Below are 21,323 nucleotides of genomic sequence, written 5' to 3' on the forward strand. Positions count from 1 at the left end.
CTAAAGCCCGACCTACAAATAAAATTCGAATGTGTTTGTTATGTGTGTTTTTGTCTGTTTATTGGCTTAATAAGTTTTCAATTAAGCGAATGATAATGTCTTTTTCAGTTGGTTTAGACTCAGCAACCAGTAAGGTAATTGCCGCTAAGCCAGTGTCATTAATAACCGGTTGATAATTATCATTTAATAACCGGTTATTGCGGTTTAAAAAATCCACCAATAAAAAGGCTGCGGTGCGTTTATTGCCGTCACTAAACGGGTGGTTTTTAACAACAAAATATATCAAATGAGCCGCTTTGCTTTCTAAACTTGGGTAAGCAGGTTCACCAAATACGGTTTGCTCTAGTACGCCCCAAATAGCTGCTAAACCATCATCGCGCTCGTTAGCAAATAATGCTGTAGCTTCGCCTTTTTTCATGAGGTTTTGCTTTAGTTCGGTTATGGCTTTCTTTGCATCGGTTAATGGTGTTAATTGACCACCTAACTCCCCTTGCGGTGAATGTAATAATCCTTCGTCGTATTGCTGTAACCATAAAAATGTTTGGGTATAACTGGCAATAATGTCAACTAAACCCGCACCAAACTCACTGTTTTGTGGTAACGCTGCCGCGCGTTTTACCAACAATAAAGCTTTTTCAAGTTCGTTGGCGTTTTGGCTTAAGCGCTGTTGATTAAGTGTGTAACCTTGTAATAAATGCTGCTTTAACGTTTTGGTTGCCCATTGACGAAAGCGAACACCATTTTTAGATTTAACACGATACCCAACAGAAATAACAACATCTAAATTATAATGGTTTACGTTATAGCTTTTACCATCTGCGGCAGTTGTCCGGAAATTCCGGACAACTGCCGCTTCTGTTAATTCTTCATCTTTAAATATATTGCGAATATGCTCTGAAATCGTTCTTTTATTTTTATCAAATAAAGTCACCATATCAGCCTGAGTCAACCAAACTGATTCATCTTGCAATGTAACAGCTAACTGTAAGCTACCATCTTCATTTTGGTAAATTTCTAAGTCTTTGCTCATTACATGCTCAATTCTTTATTAACCGTTTGATTTTTATTACCCAGCTCCACATCAAACTGTTTAATAAATTGTTCTATTACATCCGCTTGTTGTTGACTAAACACACCGTCTAATCCCATATCGTGTATTTGGGTAAATGGTGCGTCGTAAAGCTGATCTAATTGAATGACGCCGTTGCGAATTAAGTGGTTTTTCAGCATGCCGATAAATCGTTGTTGCTTGGCGTTTATATGGGTATGGATCTGTTGTACAAATTTAGTAAAACTAGCCTCAATTGCGTCTTTGTCCATCCCAATAATGGTACGTAATATTTTATCTAACGACGCTGTAGACTCTGGAAAAAACTCTTTTAATGTATTTAAGTCAATATTGGGATTTTGCGTATGCACTAATGAATTAAGTTGCGCTAAGTCATCTTCTGATACTGGCTCACCTTTTCTGATCTTTTGTAAAACTAGGTCGCTTTCAAATATTGGTGAGAGTGTTTTTTCTACTTCTTGACGGAAAATTTGGTAGTCGATTGACACTATTTTTGTCGGTCGCTCATTGACTTGGTATTCCCCTTCTTCCTCTTCTATATCTATTATAATTTCTGGCGGTGGAGTATAAATTTTCTTATCCCTAAGGTGGATAATATTCCGCAGTGCGATACGTGAACCCTCTAATGCGTTAAAGCTTAAGTTGTTCCAATATTCTTCAGTTTGAATTTTCGCAATATCGCTGGCTTTTCTTCGGACTTCGTTTAAGTGCATTTGCAATGATTCAACTTTACTCAATAAACCTTGTTTCACGAGATCTAACTGACTAAGGTCTGTAAACAGTAATGTTTGAATAATGGCGATTTCATTATCAAATTTAAAAGCTTCAGATTGTCCCATTATATTACGCCATTGCATTAGTGGCGCAATATGTTCAATTAAATTTGCTTTGGTTTGTGGGGAAAATTGATTTAATATTTTTTCGTCATTGCATTTTTTAACTACTTGCCAATTGTCACGTACCGCTATTGTCCCCATGTCGAGGGTATTTATATCTTGGTGGATCAATTTTATGGCCGAATCAAATGTCTCGATATCAGCTTTTTTCAATGCAGTTTCTGCTAATGTTAAGCGTGATTCAAAAAGCTTTTGCGTTAACGACTTTGCTTGTTTTACGTCTTCTTCCTCAGGATCCATATCGAAGTAATCGAAATTTTCCCAATGGTCGAAAATTAAGAAATGTGTTTTATCTTTGCCCTCGCCGTAGAGATCTTTGCATAAGCGCGTACCGCGGCCAATCATTTGCCAGAACTTTACTTTCGATTTTATAGGTTTGGCAAATACAAGGTTTACACATTCTGGGACATCAATGCCGGTATCCAACATGTCTACTGATATAGCAATTCGAACACTGTTTACTTCTGAAGACTTAAAGTCGTCGATTAACTCTTCAGCTCGTTCGTATTTTGAGTGAATTACACGGCAGAAGTTACTGCCTAATTGTGGGTACATTTCACTAAACAGTTGAGCCATGAGCTCTGCATGAGCAATATTCCGAGCGAATACGATAGTTTTACCCGGCAATTGACCGTCTATATCACGTATGCCTTTTTCCATTAAGTTACGAAGGATCACCCTATTGGTATCTTTGTTTTTAACCACTTCGTCAACTTGTTTAGCTTCAAAATCTAAGGTGTTTGGATCAACACCGTTATCTTCAAGTGCAGCGATTTGATCATCCGTTAGGTTATCCTTTTTGATACCGTCACGTAAAAATTTTGTAGTAAAGCTAACGATTTTATAAGGCACTAAATTACCCTCTTCAATCGCTTTTTCTAAAGGGTAGTTAGCGGTTGGTAATTTAAAGTCACAACCAAATAATTGACAGGTAGAACGTGATACCATTTCTACTGGTGTTGCGGTTAAACCAACTTCGAGGGCATCAAAGTATTTAAAAATGTCGCCATAAATATTGTAAATAGAGCGATGTGATTCATCTGCTACGATTAAGTCAAAATACCCCACATCATATTTTTGGTAAATACCCATCATGCCAGGGTACGTTGCAATAAATACACGTGAGTTTGTTGCTAATTCTTTTTTACTTTTACCTACAACATAAAGCGGCTCGTTAGTGAATTCGTTAAAGGCATTACCAGCCTGTTTACGCAACTCTTTACGGTCACATAAAAATAGGACACGCTTAGCCCATCTAGCATCTAACAGGCGTTTTGCTAGTGCAATAGACACCCGAGTTTTACCCGTTCCAGTAGCTTGAACAATAAGTGATTTACGATGTTTATCAGCAAAACGTTCACAGACCCGAGTGATGGTTTCCATTTGATATAAACGACCAGCAACGTTTATGTCGATGGGGGTTTTATTTATATCTTTTTTCAACTTGCGCTGTTTAATTAAATATTGCAGTGAGTCTTTTGAATAATAACCGTAAAGCTTACGACTATTGTAACCTTGAGCATCATCTAAAATACGTATGTCGTAACCATTAGAATAAAATATGACTGGCCGTTGACCGAACTGCTTATCTAACGCATCAGCGTACAGTTTGGCTAGTTCGCGGCCTTTTTCAGGGGAATGCTTAGCGGCTTTTGCTTCAATTACCGCAAGTGGTTTACCGTCATCATCCCATAAAACATAATCAACATAGCCAATACCAGTTGTAGTGGGTTGATCAGATACTTGAACTTCTTTACCTACTTCTTCTGTACTTGTATCGTCAAGCGATACATTCCAACCCGCGGCACGTAAGTCCATATCGATTATTCGAGCGCGTGTTTCTGCTTCGTTGAAATTAAAGTTTGAGGTGATTTGTGTATTGCGACCTTTAATTTCGGTTACTTTTGATTGATTGATGGTCTGCTTCAGTTTTACAGCTTCAATCTGCGCTTGTTTTTGCGCTAGTTCCGATAACTCTAATTCTTCTAAGGCTTTTTTAAGGCGAGCTTCTTTTTGAGTAAGTTGTATGGATAGTTGTTTGTTCTTTTTAGCAAATTCTGCATCATCTTGTTCAATGGTTTGCTTAGGTTCTGGTGCTAAGAAGACACCGCAATCGGCCTGAGTTCCGCCGTCGTAAGCCATATAAAGGTAAGAGGCAACGTAGTAGCTTTCTTTTAAAATCCATATAGCTTGTTGTTGATCAACTCTGCCTTCATGGGCTGCCTGATTACCGCTTTTTCTAATTGCATGGAGTTTGTCAGTAATTAAACCAGGAACAACACTAGTAAAATCATCAGAAGTTAACTTGTCATAAATATTTGAATTAGGAAAAACAGGTAATTGTAATTCTTTATATAAATAGCCAACCACTTTTTCTGCAAAACAACGAAGTTTAACTAACGAACTTTGTGGATCCGATATCGCATATTCTTCCGCAAATGCAGCTAATTGATGCAACTCTGGCCACTTCTTTTGAATATGCTCAAAATTCATTGATCTCTTCATTCCTAATTATTTCCTTATATCCTTTATCGCAAGAGAAGTGCCATTTTCAAACATTTATCACGTTTGATTTACTTTTGATTTTCAATCCTCAAACGCTTCATCCAATTAGATAACGTTTGATGATCTTTTAATCCTAACATTTTAGTCGCATGATTCTTTACATTACCACTGGCTTTCAATGCAGCCAACACATATTTTTTTTGATAATTTTCAGTTAGTTGAATTATGTCCACTTTGTCATTATATGCTAACTCAATAGATTCTGAGGTTTCTGTTTTCGACCTATTTAGCATTGCTTCTAACATGTGCTTTTCAGTAATCACTTCAGAATCAGTCCATAAAAAAGCTCGGTTTAATGTACTCCATAATTCGCGAATATTACCGAACCAACTCTGCGATAAAATAAACTTAATTCCATTATCGGAAATATTTTTACTTATATACTCAGGATGTTTACTTCCTGAAGCATTAATTTGTTCTATTAATTGCCCAACGATTAATGGAATATCTTCGACTCTATCACTTAATGTCGGCATAAAAATAATGCCTACAGCTAATCGATAATATAGATCTTCTCGAAACTTACCTTCTTTAACTAATGTTGATAGGTCTTGGTGTGTTGCAGCAATGATCCTTACGTCAACATTAATTGTTTTGGTGTCACCTAGCCGGATTACCTCTCCTTGTTGCAATGCTCTGAGCAGTTTAACTTGAACAGATAGGGATAACTCACCGACTTCATCCAAAAATAATGTTCCACCGTCAGCCTGCTCAAATAACCCTGGATGATCTTTTTCCGCCCCAGTAAATGCGCCCTTCTTATGACCAAATAATGTAGAATCTACGAGGTTTTCAGATAACGCACCACAATTTATAATCTTTATAGGTTTATTCGCCCTTAAGCTTCCTTGGTGAATGGCATTTGCCATTAATTCTTTACCTGTACCAGTATCACCAAGAATTAATGCCGGTACTTCAGAACGCGCTATACGTTTAGCTTTGTCTACCACATTTTTCATTGCATTGGATTGCGCCGTAATATCTGAAAAGGCGCTATCAATTTTGGGCAGTGACGCTGCGGTATTTGCGATATTTTTAGATGCTGACTTTACGTATTCCTGTCCAAAGTCGATTGGAATTTCCACTTGCAGCAATTCATTTTTTGGTGTTGTTTGAAGGAATTGAACATTCGCTTTGCCTTTGCCTATAAGAACCGACAAAGCAGTCATTGCGCCAGTACCAGAGGTAAGGTTTATTGATAACGTATCAGACTGTTCACTTAACTTAGTAACCCAAGTTTCAGTTTCTTGATGAATTGCTTCATAATCTATTGGGCTATCAATATTAGCTTTGTAAACTTGAATATCTTGAGCTGGTCTATTTATTGTCGACATACGCTTTTTGACAAAACGTTCAAATCTTTCCCAGTGCTCTTGTTTATGGTTTGAGAGTATTACTATTTTATCAAAAGGTACTTGCGATTTTATTGCGGTAGTTGATATTGAAGCGTTTTGTTCACCATCGAGCATATTCTCAATGTCTTTAGTGCCCAACCAAGAAAAAAGTATATTCACAGTCCAATTGCTTATTTCTATTTATTTGTAAATTATCTTACCGTATATAAAATAATTTACCTAGTTCAGATTTTTTGGTTCATATGAGCAATTAATTTAACAGAGTCTATACCTCTGCAATAGCTCAATTATTTAAAGTTACTTGTTCATGCGTTGCATATTTCTGGCTTCAACATTCGTAGCTATATAGATATAGCTAGCTTGAGTACTTTACCATCTATTATGTGCCTGCATTGTGATTCAATTTTTGCGTATTTCTCTTTACTTATGTCCCTTGGTTTATGAATGTGGCCAAGAACAAAAAATTCATATTAATTAGTAGGTGAGACAAATTAAAAGTTAGATTTCGAGGGATGAGTTTCTTCTCTATTACTTTAGGTAACAGCATCAATTCTTTTGTTTTTATATTAGCCAACCATGATCATTGGTTCCGGTTTATCTATTATAATTTCTTCCCCGTTCCAAAAACCTGTAGTTGAATTTAACCGAAATGTATCTCCTTGATTCCAAGATGAGTCTATTACATGCTCAATAACGTCAGGAATGTAAACTTTTACATTATTTGGAAAATTTCTTGGAATAATGTAAGCAGCAAAAGGCGAAAAGTTTTGTCCAGACTTGTAGTAAGTCGTCTGGCTATTCTTCCAATCAAAGTGTCTTAAATCATAGCCTTCAATTGTCAGTTCACCATTTTTATTATGGTATATGCCAACTTTACTTTGGGGAGCGCTATTCGGGTCTGTTGGTTTAATTAACACCTTACTCCCAGCTTTTATAGCGATATTAATTGCCTCTATATCTCTAGCCGTTTGAATCACAGGTAAGTTGTTAACAGTCTCTATACACTTAGTTTCATCAGGGCTCGAATTTCTAAAACTAAATTCGGCTTTAGCTTTTGGAAAATTTATATATGCACAAGCACTATGATTTACTTTAAACAAAGCAATAATTTCTTTTTCATCAAATTGGGTAATATTGATGACGTCATTGCGACAATCGGCACAAAACCTTACAAGTTGGTTTTTCGTCAACGAAAGTAGTTCCCAGCTTTTTGATAATGGGCATTCAAATGTTTTTATCAGTTCACCTGAATTTGAATACAGACTATTATCAGATAAATCGATGGTCATTTGACTAGTTGTCATACTTTGAGCCTTTTTTTATCTAAACGCATTAAAATTTGTTTAAACGAAATCTGATGTTTTTTAACTAGTTGGGCGAGCTCTTTGCCATTAATTACGTCAACTCCACATTGCTTTGCTACCTCTCTAGTTCTCGACGAAAGCATGGTTGCATTGGTAATAAAAAGTAAAGTTTTACAAGAAGTACCTATTGTATCTTGATAAATTGGTTTGGCCGAAAAGATTTCTTGAACGGCTTTATATCCATCATAACGACCTCCGATGGTGTGCTTTGCTTGGATCAGTACTAGTTCATTATTTACTTTCAATACCCCGTCTGAGCCTTTATCTGGGCCATTACTTGCTAACCAGACACTATCTGCTGCTAACTCTTTACCCATGACTTCAACGGTTAAAGCTTCAAATTGTTGCCAACTTAGCTTTTTAATATCATCAGCGCTTATTAGCTGTTCATCAGTGAAGCCTATAGCACCTCCTAAGCCCCCCGGCATTGGGGTTACTTCCTCTGGAGTAACTACGGCATCTTTAAGTAGCGTCTTTTTAGTGAGTAATTTATGAAGATTGACATCAAAAGACTCCATTTTAGGATGAAGAAGAACAGGGACGTAAATGTTTACGTCTTTTGTCTGACCAATTCTGTAAACACGGTCGGTGGCTTGAGCTTCTTTCGCTGGATTCCAATGTCTCTCAAAATGAACCACATTGTTTGCACCAATTACTGTTAACCCAACGCCAGCTGCCACTGGTGACATAACAATAATATTAAACCCTACTTTAGCTTCAAAATCGGCAATCATAGATTTACGCGTAGGCGTCGATGCATTTTTTGAAACGGCTTTGGCATCACCATTTATGATCGACAGCGGGCCTAAGTTGTATTTTCGACCTAAAGCAATACTTAAAAAAGTTTGGAGGCGTTTATTAACAGCAAAGATAATGCATTTTTCATTTTTTGTTTTGATTAAATCTAACAACGCCAATAAGCTTTTTAACTTTTCTGATTCAAATAGTATGTCGTTTAACTCTTTATTAGACTTAGGACAGTTTAAACTACCGCCATCAGCTAAACGCGGGTGTAAAGAGCTACTTCTTAGCCTTTGCAATGTGCCCAAAACATGATTAGACTCGGATTCTCCAACTGACTCTATCGCTCCGTTATAAACTTTCAATTGATAACCAGCCATTGTTTTTCCTAGTTCAGGCAAATACTTCCAATCTGTATTTTCTATACCAACGTACATATGCTTTTCAGGTAATCCATCTAGATTGTCCTCTTTTAACCTGCGCAGCATTATTGCCCCAACTTTTATCCTTAATTCCCTCCCGACCCTATTTCTTATTTCTTCTACTTCGTCACTAGCTGCCTGCAATATTGGTGAGATGTATTTAGATCTGAAATCTTGATACCCCCCTAAATATTCAGGACATGCGGTATCCATTAGGCACCAAAAATCAGCTAAACTATTTTCAACTGGAGTACCAGTCGCAACTAATTTAAATTGCGCTTTTAAGCCCTTTGCTGCTCTTGTTGCCAAAGCATTGGGGTTTTTAATGTTTTGTGCTTCATCAAAAATGACGACTCCCCAATCAACAAGACAAAGGGAAAATTGATAATCTCTCAATGTTTGGTACGTCGTAATGACTAGTCGGCCCGGCATATCCAGCCTATCAGCACAGTTCTTACCAATGTTTAATGAATAGCGTGGTTCAAATTCTTCATCATCTAGGGAATTTGATCTAATCTCAACGCCACCATTTCTAAATCTATTTAATTCGCCATCCGATTGAAGTATAACAATGTCTCTAAATGGAGATGTTTCAAATGTTTTATCAACTTCATCTTTCCAATTCTCTAATAAACTTAATGGGGCAACAATTAATGTTGGTTTCTGAGTTTCATTAGTTTGGTTTAATTCACGGTAATAATGCTCCACAGCAGAAAGTGCCATGAACGTTTTCCCTAGTCCCATATCATCAGCGAGCAATGAGCCACTAAAAGAGTTTTTTTGGTGACTTTGATCTAACAAACCAAGAATCCACCTGACACCAATATCTTGATGTTTGTATGGTGTTCTTAGGTAATTAGTCCAATCTAACTCCCCTACTCGGCAAACATCTTTAATTTTATCTGATACAACCGGTGAGTTTTCAGTTAAAACTTCATCATTTAGATCGATGTCAACAACTAAAGTTTCTTCCATATATGTAGGTTTAGGTTCACTTATTCCACCACCTTTTTCTTCGTCCTCACCTTCACCAACTCCAGGATCCTGCCCATCTAACAATCGCTTGATTTTATCTAACGTGTTTTTAACCTGATTATCATCTGATATATCATAAAAGCTCCCTTCATATTGAATCTCTGAAGCTCCAGCCCCTTTTGCATCGTCAATCAATTTTTCAACTTGCTGAAAAGAGGTTGTATCTGTTATCTGTGAGGCTATCTTTGCAATAGGTAATACTTGCTCGGAAGTATCTGCTTGTCCAAACCAATCGACACCGGAATCATCAGTTTCACCAAAGTAAGCATGTTTAAACGTTGTTGCTCCGTGAACACGAAGCGAAAAACCGAGCTCTAAGTCTACTAATGACGCATCGATAAAAGCTGTTGGATTTTCTAGAAACTCTTTAACTTTACTTTTAGGTACTATCCGATTGTCTAATACCTCTTTGACCGCTTTTATTTTGTCTTCGGTAAAGAGGATGATTTCATCACCAACTTTTATTGTATTTGCATTAGGCGCAACAATTTGCCCCAATACCTTTTGCATTTCCTCGTGGCTAGCTACTTGCCCCATAAATGGCGTTAGAATTAAATTTCCATATGCATCAACTTCCGCTTCTACCGCTATTTTTTCAGGTGTATGAATTTTTAACCTTTCAAAATGTTGTAGTTGTAATTTGGCATTCTGCTTCTGGCTCAACTGTAAATTGTGCAACAAAGTTAAATTGTCGAACTCGGATTTTGCAGAGTTATCATGTTTTTTCTTTGCCTCAAAAGCTATTAATTGCGCTTGAGTCAGTAAGAATTGAGCAGTTTCACCAAACTTTATAATCGGGCCTTCTATTACGTAACTATGTGTACTTCGTCCATCTGGATCAGAAACCGAAAGTTCAACATTAAAGTTTGAACGACTCGTAGTCCCTTTAATATCCGCAGATATGGCCCCGTCCCATAAAGGAGGTAATGACAAAGACTCTCGTACATAATCGTCTAAACGGCAGAGCACGCTGGAGGGGACAATGAAACCATTAGGTATGCTTTCTGCTTCACCTTGCTCCTCAAGCATCTTTAAGGTGACGTATTGTTGGGTTAGCCACTCATTTGCAGTTCCGTTTCTAATCTTTTCAAATTCACTTTTATCTAAAGAGAAATACCCACCATCAATGTCATCAGTAGTAAAATTGAACGAAATCGATTTATCTACATTTTTAAAAAATCTATTAATTAAGTTTGAAAATGCCATTACTCTGCTCCAAATCTACGAACATAACTACGATAATCGTCAGCCGTTAAAACGTCTTTCACAGTGACTGGAACCCCCAAATTGCTTAGGATCCTAACCGCCCTACGTTGCCAACTAAAACTGCCTGGGGAGTGAACAAAATGATCATATGCCCCTTTGCCATAACGGGACATAGCTTCGTGAAGGCCCATCGTTAGTCCTCTATACGATTTTTTTTGTTTTTCATATTTCAATACTGGGGCTGACTCATGCATAGAACGGTAAATCCAAAGCTGACATTGGTGACTTCCTTCAATGATATGTGCATTACCTAAGTCCACATAAATAATAGATTTTTCACCGTCTTCTACTATTGAAAAATCAGGCAAGTGTTCTTCTTTATATTTATTGTTTAGGAATCTAGCCATATTCTTACACATATACAGCTTAGTATTTTTAATCAGTTTTTTATCGTAGAGTCCTTCCAAAAACTGCTTCCTAGCGGGAAACATTCTTTCCATATCTGCATCCCGAGAAGAGTAAGAAAAGTCTTCTAAGGCCTCTAGAAAAAGCTTCAGGTCAAGTCCAGATAGCCAACCTTTAACTTTTGAAATCATTTCATCAGGAATATGGCTCCACCATTTTATATATCTTGGATGGCCTACTGTTATACGAGGATCTCCAGCTATTGACATAATCGTATTCATCCAAGACTCATGAATATCAAGTGTGGGCGCTCTTTCTATCAAGACCTTCAAAACTATATGCCCTAATAATTCGGAACGACTGAAGCTTGATTCATAGACTTCTTGTTTCTGGACCTCTTCTAGTAGTTCGTGCGGCTGGTTTATAGGAATATTATTCAATTGCTCTACGAAATAAATTCGTTGTGATTGCTCCATAAACTGTCCGGATTGAAATTGATCTAGATCTAACTCTTTAATAATAATTTCAAAGTCAGCATTTTTATCAATAGCTTGCTGGGCCACCCATTTCGGACCATCAGGAGACAGCAAATGAGGATCATACCATTTACTCAAACGCCGCTTTGCTCTTGATTTGACTAACCACGCTGATACCTTATCTATATTTTTCAATTCGCTAAAATGACTCAAGTAATATTGAAATAAACTCTCTATAAATATAGAACTAGGATTATCAGTAATAGAATCGATTTTTTGCAAAACACGCTCATTAAGTGCTATGCGCTGGTTAAATTTAGGATCTAATTCAAATCCTAATGCCCGGATATCCAATTTGTTTTTAATCACAGACTCTAGGTTTTTATTGTCTTCAATTGCGTTAGCAATTTTCAGCCATGCGGCTTTAAACGATTCGCTTTCGGTACCAGCACCTTTAGCGAGTTGTTGTAAGCCACTCACTAACTTCCGCATTTTGTCAGCATTTTTGCCAAAAGGATTTTCCGGTAAAGTGAATTTGAGCTTACTTATATTTATTCTCATAGACATTACCGCTTATGACTTGCTGTAATTTGGTTTAATTTTTTCAAGGTCTTCTATAGATGGCCTTTTAACTGTAAATCTGATGTCAATTCGTCTATTTTTTGCCTTTAGTTCAGGCGTCGACTCATCTAATTCAACGCGCCTTGTTGCCGCATACCCACTAACTGAAAATAACTTTTCTTCTGAGTGGTTTAATAACTCATTTAAGTTTGGTTCTAAAACTAACTCCTCACTCCATAACTTCCAAACTGTGATGGCCCTGTCTGCACTTAATCCCCAATTTCCCTTAGTCCAATATTTACCACGTTTAATTGGAACACTATCGGTATGGCCTTCTACAAAAACCGTATTTAAGTATTTAAATCTTTGATTTTTTAAAATAGCTGAGTGAAGGATGATGCCTATATTTTTAACTGAATCAGTCATTTCCTCTGGTATTAAGTCTTCACCTGATTTAAATGACAAAGTTTCTTCCGGGATCCGAATTACAGTTTCATTATCGGCAATTTCTACTTTGATATTTTGCTTCGCTAATTCCTCTCTAACTTCGGTTAAAATGTCTTGCCGAGCTTGCTCCGCTTTTTTCAACTCTTCTATACCAGCGTCAATATCTTGAGTTCTTTGAGTAAGCTCAATAATTAGTGCAACGGCTGCTAAGATAAAAATCACCAACAGAGCCGACATTAAGTCGGAAAAAGAAATCCAATATGGGTTTTCTTCATCCACTTTCACTTGATTTCGTGTAGTGAATCTCATTATCACGCACCAACCTTGTCTTGGATGTCTTCTACTACGCCCGCTAAAGCTCGGGCTGCGTTATTCATCGTAGTTGCATATTGTGTTGAAGTATCAGCCCAAATTGTCAGGTGGTCTTTTGTTTGAGCGTTTGCCTGCATTGCATAATCTGACAATAAATTTGTCATTTTCGTAGACAAATCAGCCACATTTTTCTTGAGTTCGGTCAAATATTCACTTTGAGACGTTTTTAGGCCTTCAAAAGTGCTACCAGCATTAGTAACCATGTTATTAATTTGATCTGCAAGTTCTTTAAATCTCGCAGTATCTTCAATTAATTGATCCCGTAAACTTTCCATTCTTGCTGACGTGGTTAAGTTTTGATTAGCTAAATCTTTTGTTGATTCAACGGCCTCAGTTACGGCTCCTGATAATTTGTTGCCTGCATCTCTTACGTGAGAACCAAAGACACTCATTTTTTCTGCCGCTGATTTAAGTTCAGTAGCAGATTCGCGCATGCTATCAGTCGCTTTAGCACTCGCTAAAACAGAGGACTCAACACTTTGTTGAAGCGATTTACCTTGTTCAATAACTTGTTCGGAACTTGTTTTGTGGATTTGCAAGCTTGTTTCAATTTGCGAAACTAATTCTTGTGTGGTGGTTGAAATTGCCTGAGTTTGCTCGGCTATTGCAGCATCTCTTTGTTCAGAAATAGCCACATTCTGTTCATCTCGTTTTGTAAAAGATTCATTTAATGAAGACATCTGCGTTTCGACAAATTCAGTTAACACCGAACTTTGAGAAACAATTCCCTCAGTTAACGATTTAATTTGCTGCTCTATGTTACTGGTGAACTCCTGTTCACGTTCATTCGCACGAACTTGATTGCTGTTAAATGCGTCAGTCAGACTGCCAACCTGTGACTCCATCATTTCAGTCATCTTTTTCCCCTGAATATGACTATGCTCTAACAATTGCGACACTTGCACAGATATCGAAGAAATTAGCTCTTTTTCCCGTTCTCCTGACGCTAACTGTGATGCTTCAATCTTAGCAATGAACGATTCCATAGAATTGTGCATGCCAGAAATTGACTCATTAACTTTTTCAGAAGCACTTTCCATTGCTTCCTTCTGCTGATTACCTTGAGCGCCAAAGCCGTCCATGAACTTTGTTAACAGATCTTCGAGTGCTTTTTGATTACCTTCAGAAGTTTCATCAACTAGTTTATTAATAGCCGGAGCCATTATCTCATTTAAAGTGGTTTCTAATGCCTCACTAATCCCTCTAGTAGCTGTTAGCATCGACTCCTGCATTTTGATACCAATTTGCTCAGCAAGTCCCTGCAGACTTTCTCTAGACTCAATACTGTTATGTGCAATAACTTGCAATTGAGATTCAGGACTCAAGCGTGGGAAAATATCATCGATTTTATCTTGGATTAGGCTTATTTTTTTTCTAATATTTTGTTCTAAAGATTTTTCAATAAAATTGAATAAAACACTTAACAATACCCCCCAAACAGAGGTCATAAAAGCCACTTTAGCGCCACCAATTACCGCTGAAACACCAGCTTTCATTTCCTCAACCGACACTTCAGAAGATATATTCATTTCAGAAAGGCCAATTTGAAGTCCAACAAAGGTTCCTATAACCCCAACTGCAGTTAAAAAGCCAGGCACTGCTGCAATGAGTCTATTGTCTGTAACCCCATTTGCCAAAGTGTGAGTATTGAAAAAATAAGAAGCATCAAAAGTATTGTGTAAGTGCACGTTGTCAATGCTCTTAACTTCAATTAATGTTTCATCAAACTCCTTCCATATATGCCTAACTGGTTGGCTTTTTTCCCTATCTTTTTCTGTAATGAAGCTAATTAAATCTCTTCTTTTAGATGCAATATTATCGGTAGATGTTTCTTTAAGCGCTGCATTTAATAAAGACACTCGGCCTTTCGCTCTAAAAAACGAAAATAATGATTTGCTAAGAAAGTAAAATGTAATTACAAGAAGAAATGCGACAAACGTTGCACTAAGTTGTGATTCAAATGATAGCGCTTTAAAGTTCCAAAACTCTGGAAGTAACCAATCTAATTTATCCATAATATTTCCTACTAAAATTACATTCAATTGTTATTTTGTGATACCGACTGTGTCCATATCATCTAATTTTCTTTATTTTTCAATATTGTACAGATGTTTTTTTATTATTATTTGTATTAGTTAATTCGAACAACGATTAATTATCTATTATTTTAAAGCTCTCGGCCTGCGTAAAACCTCTTTTATATTAATCATTTACATTCCTTGTATCCTGGCGCAATTTTAAAGCAAGAAAGCTCTGCCAATTCACCAATATTTTTAAGCCATAGATGGTTTTCGCCACCAGCAAGCGACGCTTCTTGACTACAATCCACATTCCAATACCTAAGCACATAACCTAATAACGCTTCTCTGACTTCTAGTTTTAGAACTCCACCTTTCATGTTGTAATCCATTTCTATTGCTTTTGGGTATTGCAAGTTGGGGTGCGGTACTAGCTCTACAGAAATTAAATTATTCCAAGCAACGTCATGAGCTGCATTAGCTAAATCATTCTTCGCTTCAGAATCAATTGTGCAATGACTGAGTCTAGTGCATACAAAATCGCGAAACTCATTATGCTTGGTATCAAATGCCCTTACATGCCAGCGTTGACCGTTGTTAACAATTGAATGAGGGAAAAGCATTTTATGGCTTTCTCCCGAAGTTAATGAGGTATAGTTACAACAAAGTGCCGATTTGGTGATAATAGCGCGCATGGTTAAGGCTATTATTTCTGATGAAGGGGTGACTAAAGTGGATGCTTCAAAACATTTATCACTTAGAATAACGCCATTTGAAATGCCATCACCAAAACCTTTACTTAGGTTGTTTAAAATGGATTCTGGTTGATGTTGAAATACTGGCTTAAAAGCTTCTGTACGATAATAGACTTTAGTCTGGTGGCTTAGTTCTAAATTGTGCGGTGCTAACTCTCTATAACTACTTATGTCACGTGTGGCCGCAGCCAAACCAGTTTTAAATTTTTGAATTAAATCTGCACGGGTAATTTGCCCAAAATATTCGAGGCAAAAATCGATAAATGCTAATCGTTCACGTTGAGCATGATTAAAAGAATCTAACATTAAGTCCATTTATTTAATTAAAATTTAATAATCTATAATGTCATACTACCACCACACCTTTTAGGTGCAATCATTTTGATTAGACACGTACTCAGTTTTTAAGGTGCTAACTGGAAAGTACACCTGATTTTGGTCATGGTTTTACACTTCACTAATATCTTTTTTCTGACCGGTTAGGTGTCAAAATTCAACTAATGATTCTGCTTGCTGTTTGATTTCTGTAATCCCTAGTTTAACTTGCTCTCCTGTCAACCCCATTCCACGAACGCTGTGTTCATCGATTTCTTTTTGATTTGAAAGTATTAACGTTGAAGCGTCAACGTTAAAGGATGTGATGCATTGAATTTCGTATATAAAATCACAGTGTCGGATTAGTGGACGGTTAACATTTGTATTTTCAGACATAAATAGCTCAATAATTTCTGGCCTCAACAGTCGTAACTATTTAGGTGCAGCAACTGCTGAAGTCCAAAATGGGTTGGCGTTTGGTGATTACAATAATGATGGAATAGATGATATTGCCGTTGCAAACCCAGCTGATGAAAAAGTTTATGTATTTTTTGGTTCAGTACAGTGGCAAGGAAATGCAACTAACAATTAACTTTTAAAGTCATTTGTTAACGCAACGGATGGTTCACTTAAACATGAGTGAACTATCCGTCGCTTTCTTAATATTCACCGATAGCTAGACTCATAAGCTGCATCAAATTCTTTCCGATACTCAGCAAAAAGTCTTTTATGCTCCGCCCTAATTTCACGTTCACCCAACAATATTTGCTGGGAGCCAATAGTAATTACCTTCGGTAATTTAGCGTTAGCATATGAATAGCCATAAACAATGCACCCGCTACCTGTAAACTCAAAGGGCCTTAAGCCGGCTTGTTGTAAAACGTCGCATCCTGCTGAAGTGAGTTCATATTTATAGACCGGCAATTGTTCTTTTAAACCATGAGCGAAATAGAATGACACTAAGTAGATTACAAAATGGATGAGGTATGTTGGCAATAGCCATCTCAATCGAATTGTTCTTAATTTGGCGGCCCAAACTCCAGTTTCTGAATCTTCAATAACAGCCAATAATATGCCGATTACTAGCACGAACAACGATAGATATATAAAGATATCGTTCCAATTATATTTGAAATGCAGTTCTATAAAATATTTCATACTTATTCCTTAATCACTCTTACCTCACCCATTAACTCATATTTATTAAAACGCGCCATTCAATGTCATCGCCGGTGTAAAAATGGCCCACTAACGTCGCTTTAAAATTGCCCCACCTCAGACACATAGCGCCTTGAACGTTCAAGGTGTAACCCACAAAAAACTAAACTTTCAAAAACCAGATAAGGATGGAAGAACGACCATTACGGCAATAGCGCGTTTTTAAACTTGAGGTAATTTGATACTGAAATTAACGCTTATCTAAATTATTAAGGAGCCAATTATGGTTAAAGTAGATAGCACAATGCGACAAATCGTGGCATCAAATTCGTATGTTAATTTGAGTAAATACAGTCAAGATTTCGAGTTCTTAGAAAGTTCTGTCGGCGACTCTAGTTACATAAATGACGTCGCTCACATTCAGCAAAACGGTGAAGGTTTAGCAAAGTACTCTGTCATGCAGTTGAGCAAGGTTATATCAAGACTAATCCAGTGCCAACACTTAAAAAATTACCTAAAGATGATTATGACTTAGAATGCCAAGATGATGATATTCGTCCGTTCTCGCAAAGTGAACTTGACTCACTTTTAGCTGTCGTTCATGTTCCTAGGATCAAACTTATGATTCAATTGCTTGCCTGGACCGGCATGCAACACGGTGAAATTAAGGCACTGGCTTGGGAAGATGTATATTTTGATCATAACTATATGCACGTTCGTTATAACTTGACCAGAAAAGGTAACATCAAGCTACCTAAAACAAAGTCTGGGATCAGAAAAATTGAATTACTCCCGGCGGCAAAAGAGGTTTTATTAGAAATAAAGAGCCTCACTTTTGACGTAGCCCCTCAAAATGACGTAATTCATTATCGAAACAACAAAACTAAAAAAATAATGCGGCGCAGAGTATTTTTAAGCAGAGATGATAAGCCATACAAGCGACCTGAATTAACAACGGTTCCCAAACAATGGGGAAATTGGTTAAAGGCTGCCAAATTGCAACACCGGCCGGCATATCAACTTCGTCACACTTATGCGAGTCAGATGCTTATGGTTGGTGCACAGCCAACATGGTTAGCCAGCCAAATGGGGCACTCGAATACAGAAATGATCAATAAAATCTACGGAAAATGGATACCGAAACAAGATCCTAATTATATTCACACGTTAGGAGAAAAGTTAGGCCAAAAAACGGTGGTGCCTTATGAACCTGGTAATTGAAGATAAATTGATAAGTATTTTACAGACACAAAAAAGCTCAGATATATTTCATATTCTGAGCTTTTTTCTTATTAAGTTTTGGCCCCTATATGATCCCTCGTACAAGGGAGTAATAAAAACCAATAAATTCAATAGGTTTAGATTAAAACGGCATCTTCATGCCAGGAGGCATGCCCATGCCGCCAGAGACTTTCGCCATTTGTTCTGTATTCATCTCTTCAACACGACGTACTGCATCGTTTACCGCAGCGGCTAACAAGTCTTCAATCATTTCCTTGTCGTCTTCCATTAAAGAGTCGTCAATTTCCACACGTTTAACATTGTGGCTGCCCAACATAGTAACTTTAACCAGACCTGCTCCCGACTCGCCAACAACTTCCATCTTAGCGATTTCTTGTTGCATCTTTTGCATTTTTTCTTGCATTTGTTGGGCTTGCTTCATGATGTTGCCCATTCCACCTTTAAACATAGGTCTGTCCTCTGAATGTCATTATTCCACTGTTAATGTGGTCAAAAATTTTGGTTTCAAGTTTGCGAACTAAGAAACCGGATTTATCGTACCTGGGATTATCTTGCCGCCAAATTCGTTTAACAAGGTTTGCACAAAACCATCCTCGGCTATGCTTTGTTCGGCACGCTCTTGTCGATTTACATTAATGTTTTTCTGTATATCAGCGGGTGACGCTTGGGTAATTTCACTTTTATTGATAACAAAATTAGACGCTGGTGACAATCTTGAAACCACGTCTGTGAGTTCTGCTTCTGATCGTTCGTTTAACAAATGCGCAAATTCTTGTTTAACTGTTAATTCAATTTGATTGCCGTCAATTTTAACTTCGCCATTGCGGGCCAACTGTCGTCCTAATCCGGCTAAATCTGACACTTCAATCATCCGAGCCCATTCGTCTACTTCATGGGCAAACTTAACTTCGTCGTGCTCAATTGGTTTTAGGTCAGGTAGTTCTTCTAATTTCTCTTCAATGACTTTTTCAACCGGGACTTGCTCTTGGCTTTGTTGAGGTTCTTGCGCCGAACTATTGCTCTCGAGTTTTTCAATTGCAGCGGTTTGCACACTCGATGCAACATTAGCCAAATTTGTTGGTAACCCACGATTCGCCAAAATAGCCATTACTGGGTTTTCTAATTCTGAAGTAGAGTTTAGTGCACTGTTTGATTGAGGCACTTGTGCGACTACTGACGGCTCTTGAGGTGGTGGCTCTAAATGTCCTAATGATTGCTCAGGGAAATGAGCGGCCCCTTGCTGAAACTCTGAACTTGGGTCAAACCCCTGACTTTCTGCCATGTCTTGATAAAATGCTTGTTGCGAGAGTAGTTCGTGCTCTTGTTCAGCCGTTTGATTAGAGATATGTTGGTAGTCTTCATAGCCTGCGAGTATAGGGTCAACAATTGGTTGTGTTGCTGGTTGTGTTGCTGGTTGTGTTGCTGGTTGTGTTGCTGCTTGTGTTGCTGCTTGTGCTGAAGTTTGCTTCTGTTCCTGACCACGTTCTTGATTTTTAAATGTTTGCGTAGACTGAAGGTCATTGCCCTGCTCATTATCAACTGGGGGTTGCTGATTAGCGGCTAATTCTTGAGGATCAACTTTCTGTTCAACCTTAGGTTCAACCGCTGTGACAATTTTAGGGCTTATTTCTGGAGTTTCATACGGCTTTTGTACAGCATTAACTGAACCTTGATGAGTTGATGTAAGTGACTGTTCACTTACTTCCAAAGGCTTATTTTCATCTGGTAGTGGTTGAGTTAAAAGATCACTTAATGAAGATTCAAGGTTTTTTTTTAAGCTTTCCTGTGACTCAACCTGAGGTTGCTCACTTGTGGTAACACTTGCTGCTTCAACTGGTTTAAAAGCCAATAATCGCAAACACAACATTTCAAAACCACGGGTGATCTCAGGCGCTAGCGGTAAATCTTTCTTACCTTGAAGTAGCAATTGATAATAAACTTGAATTTGAGCGGCAGGAATATTTTGTGCAACTTTTAGCACAAAAGCCTCATTTTCGACACTCAATTTTGCCGCCGCTGGCAACACCTGAGCCATCGCTATCTGATGGCAAAGCGTTAACATATCATCAAGGACTTTAATAAAGTCTGGGCGCTGTTTTTCAAGTCGGTTAAATACTTCAATTAAACGTTCGCCATTGCCCGTCAAAATCGCGGTAAAGACATTTTGGCTCCAGGCAATATCAACGGTACCCAACATATTTTGGACAATACTCAGCGTGAGGTTTTCCCCCGACTGTGCAATCGCTTGGTCGGTTAAACTCAACCCGTCTCGCATGCTACCATGGGCATATTTTGCGATTAATGTCAGTGCAGGTGCTTCGTATTGAATATGCTCCGCCTGTAAAATCGATTGTAATTGTTGCTCGATTTGCACTATGTCTAAGGCCTGCAAATTAAATTGCAAACAACGAGACAGGATGGTGACGGGTAGTTTTTGAGGATCGGTTGTCGCGAGTAAAAACTTAACGTGTTCTGGTGGCTCTTCTAACGTTTTTAATAAAGCGTTAAAACTGTGGCGGGACAACATATGAACTTCGTCGATAAGGTATATTTTATAACGACCACGAGTAGGTGCATATTGTACGTTGTCTAATATTTCACGAGTATCACCAACTTTGGTTCGTGATGCAGCGTCAATCTCGATTAAATCGACAAACCGACCGGCGTCAACATCAACACAAGTGGCACATTGACCACATGGTTCCGCGGTAATGCCCGTTTCACAATTAAGACTTTTTGCAAAAATACGTGCTATAGACGTTTTGCCTACGCCTCGGGTACCAGTAAAAAGATAGGCGTGATGTAATCTTTGATTTGTTAAACCGTTGATCAACGCCGACTTTACATGTTCTTGGCCAACTAATTCAGCAAATTTTGCTGGTCGCCATTTTCTTGCCAGTACCTGATAGCTCATTAATATA

At 37.8% G+C, this 21,323-nt stretch carries 16 protein-coding genes; 3 read left to right on the forward strand and 13 right to left on the reverse strand.

Features of this window, described 5'->3' with window-relative positions; all coding sequences use genetic code 11:
• Positions 1-58 precede the first annotated feature (58 nt).
• The 10 genes from rhuM to Q4575_RS04820 form a co-directional block, all read right to left on the reverse strand.
• Complete coding sequence (gene rhuM / locus Q4575_RS04775) at positions 59-1,030, reverse strand: virulence protein RhuM/Fic/DOC family protein (RefSeq protein ID WP_303521494.1); 972 nt, start codon at positions 1,028-1,030, stop codon at positions 59-61.
• A complete protein-coding gene (locus tag Q4575_RS04780; RefSeq protein ID WP_303521495.1) occupies positions 1,030-4,458 on the reverse strand; it encodes a DEAD/DEAH box helicase family protein in 3,429 nt (1,142 codons plus the stop codon). The genes rhuM and Q4575_RS04780 overlap by 1 nt, the downstream gene beginning before the upstream one ends.
• 80 nt (positions 4,459-4,538) lie before the next feature.
• Positions 4,539-6,044, reverse strand: a complete 1,506-nt coding sequence (locus Q4575_RS04785; protein ID WP_303521496.1) for a sigma-54-dependent Fis family transcriptional regulator — start codon at positions 6,042-6,044, stop codon at positions 4,539-4,541.
• Between the two features lie 407 nt (positions 6,045-6,451).
• On the reverse strand, positions 6,452-7,189 hold the full coding sequence (locus Q4575_RS04790; RefSeq protein WP_303521497.1) for a hypothetical protein: 738 nt from the start codon (positions 7,187-7,189) through the stop codon (positions 6,452-6,454).
• Entirely contained in the window at positions 7,186-10,653 is a 3,468-nt protein-coding gene (locus tag Q4575_RS04795; protein WP_303521499.1) for an SNF2-related protein, read from the reverse strand. Before Q4575_RS04795 ends, Q4575_RS04790 begins: the two co-directional genes overlap by 4 nt.
• Positions 10,653-12,095: an EH signature domain-containing protein gene (locus Q4575_RS04800; RefSeq protein ID WP_303521500.1), complete on the reverse strand. Its 1,443-nt coding sequence runs from the start codon at positions 12,093-12,095 to the stop codon at positions 10,653-10,655. The genes Q4575_RS04795 and Q4575_RS04800 overlap by 1 nt, the downstream gene beginning before the upstream one ends.
• A gap of 12 nt (positions 12,096-12,107) precedes the next feature.
• The gene (locus tag Q4575_RS04805) at positions 12,108-12,851 is read right to left on the reverse strand and encodes an OmpA family protein (RefSeq protein ID WP_303521501.1); all 744 of its coding nucleotides are present in this window, start codon (positions 12,849-12,851) and stop codon (positions 12,108-12,110) included.
• Positions 12,852-12,853: 2 nt separating this feature from the next.
• Positions 12,854-14,929, reverse strand: a complete 2,076-nt coding sequence (gene zorA / locus Q4575_RS04810) for an anti-phage ZorAB system protein ZorA (protein ID WP_303521503.1) — start codon at positions 14,927-14,929, stop codon at positions 12,854-12,856.
• A gap of 191 nt (positions 14,930-15,120) precedes the next feature.
• Positions 15,121-15,993: a WYL domain-containing protein gene (locus tag Q4575_RS04815; protein WP_303521505.1), complete on the reverse strand. Its 873-nt coding sequence runs from the start codon at positions 15,991-15,993 to the stop codon at positions 15,121-15,123.
• 180 nt (positions 15,994-16,173) lie between these two features.
• Positions 16,174-16,398 carry a hypothetical protein gene (locus tag Q4575_RS04820; RefSeq protein WP_303521506.1) on the reverse strand — a complete coding sequence of 75 codons (225 nt, stop codon included), beginning with the start codon at positions 16,396-16,398 and terminating at the stop codon, positions 16,174-16,176.
• Positions 16,399-16,471: 73 nt separating this feature from the next.
• Here Q4575_RS04820 and Q4575_RS19800 point away from each other — a divergent pair, with 73 nt between their 5' ends.
• Positions 16,472-16,594: a hypothetical protein gene (locus Q4575_RS19800; protein WP_368392746.1), complete on the forward strand. Its 123-nt coding sequence runs from the start codon at positions 16,472-16,474 to the stop codon at positions 16,592-16,594.
• Between the two features lie 74 nt (positions 16,595-16,668).
• Here the strand turns inward: Q4575_RS19800 and Q4575_RS04825 are convergent, their stop codons facing one another.
• Positions 16,669-17,160, reverse strand: coding sequence for a hypothetical protein (locus Q4575_RS04825; protein WP_303521507.1), 492 nt, complete (start codon positions 17,158-17,160; stop codon positions 16,669-16,671).
• Positions 17,161-17,443: 283 nt separating this feature from the next.
• On the opposite strand from Q4575_RS04825, the gene Q4575_RS04830 reads away from it, so the two are divergent.
• On the forward strand, positions 17,444-17,695 hold the full coding sequence (locus Q4575_RS04830) for a hypothetical protein (RefSeq protein WP_303521508.1): 252 nt from the start codon (positions 17,444-17,446) through the stop codon (positions 17,693-17,695).
• Entirely contained in the window at positions 17,653-18,381 is a 729-nt protein-coding gene (locus tag Q4575_RS04835) for a site-specific integrase (RefSeq protein WP_303521510.1), read from the forward strand. Before Q4575_RS04830 ends, Q4575_RS04835 begins: the two co-directional genes overlap by 43 nt.
• A gap of 142 nt (positions 18,382-18,523) precedes the next feature.
• Here Q4575_RS04835 and Q4575_RS04840 read toward each other — a convergent pair whose 3' ends face one another.
• Together Q4575_RS04840 and dnaX are read right to left on the reverse strand one after the other, a co-directional pair.
• On the reverse strand, positions 18,524-18,850 hold the full coding sequence (locus tag Q4575_RS04840) for a YbaB/EbfC family nucleoid-associated protein (protein ID WP_215964307.1): 327 nt from the start codon (positions 18,848-18,850) through the stop codon (positions 18,524-18,526).
• Positions 18,851-18,919: 69 nt separating this feature from the next.
• A complete protein-coding gene (gene dnaX / locus Q4575_RS04845) occupies positions 18,920-21,316 on the reverse strand; it encodes a DNA polymerase III subunit gamma/tau (protein WP_303521511.1) in 2,397 nt (798 codons plus the stop codon).
• Between the last annotated feature and the right edge of the window lie 7 nt (positions 21,317-21,323).

Source organism: Psychrosphaera sp. 1_MG-2023, from assembly GCF_030548245.1.
In the GTDB taxonomy this organism is placed as follows: Bacteria; Pseudomonadota; Gammaproteobacteria; order Enterobacterales; family Alteromonadaceae; genus Psychrosphaera; species Psychrosphaera algicola.

Bases quoted from the DNA above. Each gene is read 5' to 3' on its own strand.
- rhuM (WP_303521494.1), bottom strand. From the start codon at position 1,030: ATGAGCAAAGACTTAGAAATTTACCAAAATGAAGATGGTAGCTTACAG.
- Q4575_RS04780 (WP_303521495.1), bottom strand. From the start codon at position 4,458: ATGAATTTTGAGCATATTCAAAAGAAGTGGCCAGAGTTGCATCAATTA.
- Q4575_RS04790 (WP_303521497.1), bottom strand. From the start codon at position 7,189: ATGACAACTAGTCAAATGACCATCGATTTATCTGATAATAGTCTGTAT.
- Q4575_RS04795 (WP_303521499.1), bottom strand. From the start codon at position 10,653: ATGGCATTTTCAAACTTAATTAATAGATTTTTTAAAAATGTAGATAAA.
- Q4575_RS04800 (WP_303521500.1), bottom strand. From the start codon at position 12,095: ATGAGAATAAATATAAGTAAGCTCAAATTCACTTTACCGGAAAATCCT.
- Q4575_RS04805 (WP_303521501.1), bottom strand. From the start codon at position 12,851: ATGAGATTCACTACACGAAATCAAGTGAAAGTGGATGAAGAAAACCCA.
- zorA (WP_303521503.1), bottom strand. From the start codon at position 14,929: ATGGATAAATTAGATTGGTTACTTCCAGAGTTTTGGAACTTTAAAGCG.
- Q4575_RS04815 (WP_303521505.1), bottom strand. From the start codon at position 15,993: ATGTTAGATTCTTTTAATCATGCTCAACGTGAACGATTAGCATTTATC.
- Q4575_RS04820 (WP_303521506.1), bottom strand. From the start codon at position 16,398: ATGTCTGAAAATACAAATGTTAACCGTCCACTAATCCGACACTGTGAT.
- Q4575_RS04825 (WP_303521507.1), bottom strand. From the start codon at position 17,160: ATGAAATATTTTATAGAACTGCATTTCAAATATAATTGGAACGATATC.
- Q4575_RS04830 (WP_303521508.1), top strand. From the start codon at position 17,444: ATGGTTAAAGTAGATAGCACAATGCGACAAATCGTGGCATCAAATTCG.
- Q4575_RS04840 (WP_215964307.1), bottom strand. From the start codon at position 18,850: ATGTTTAAAGGTGGAATGGGCAACATCATGAAGCAAGCCCAACAAATG.
- dnaX (WP_303521511.1), bottom strand. From the start codon at position 21,316: ATGAGCTATCAGGTACTGGCAAGAAAATGGCGACCAGCAAAATTTGCT.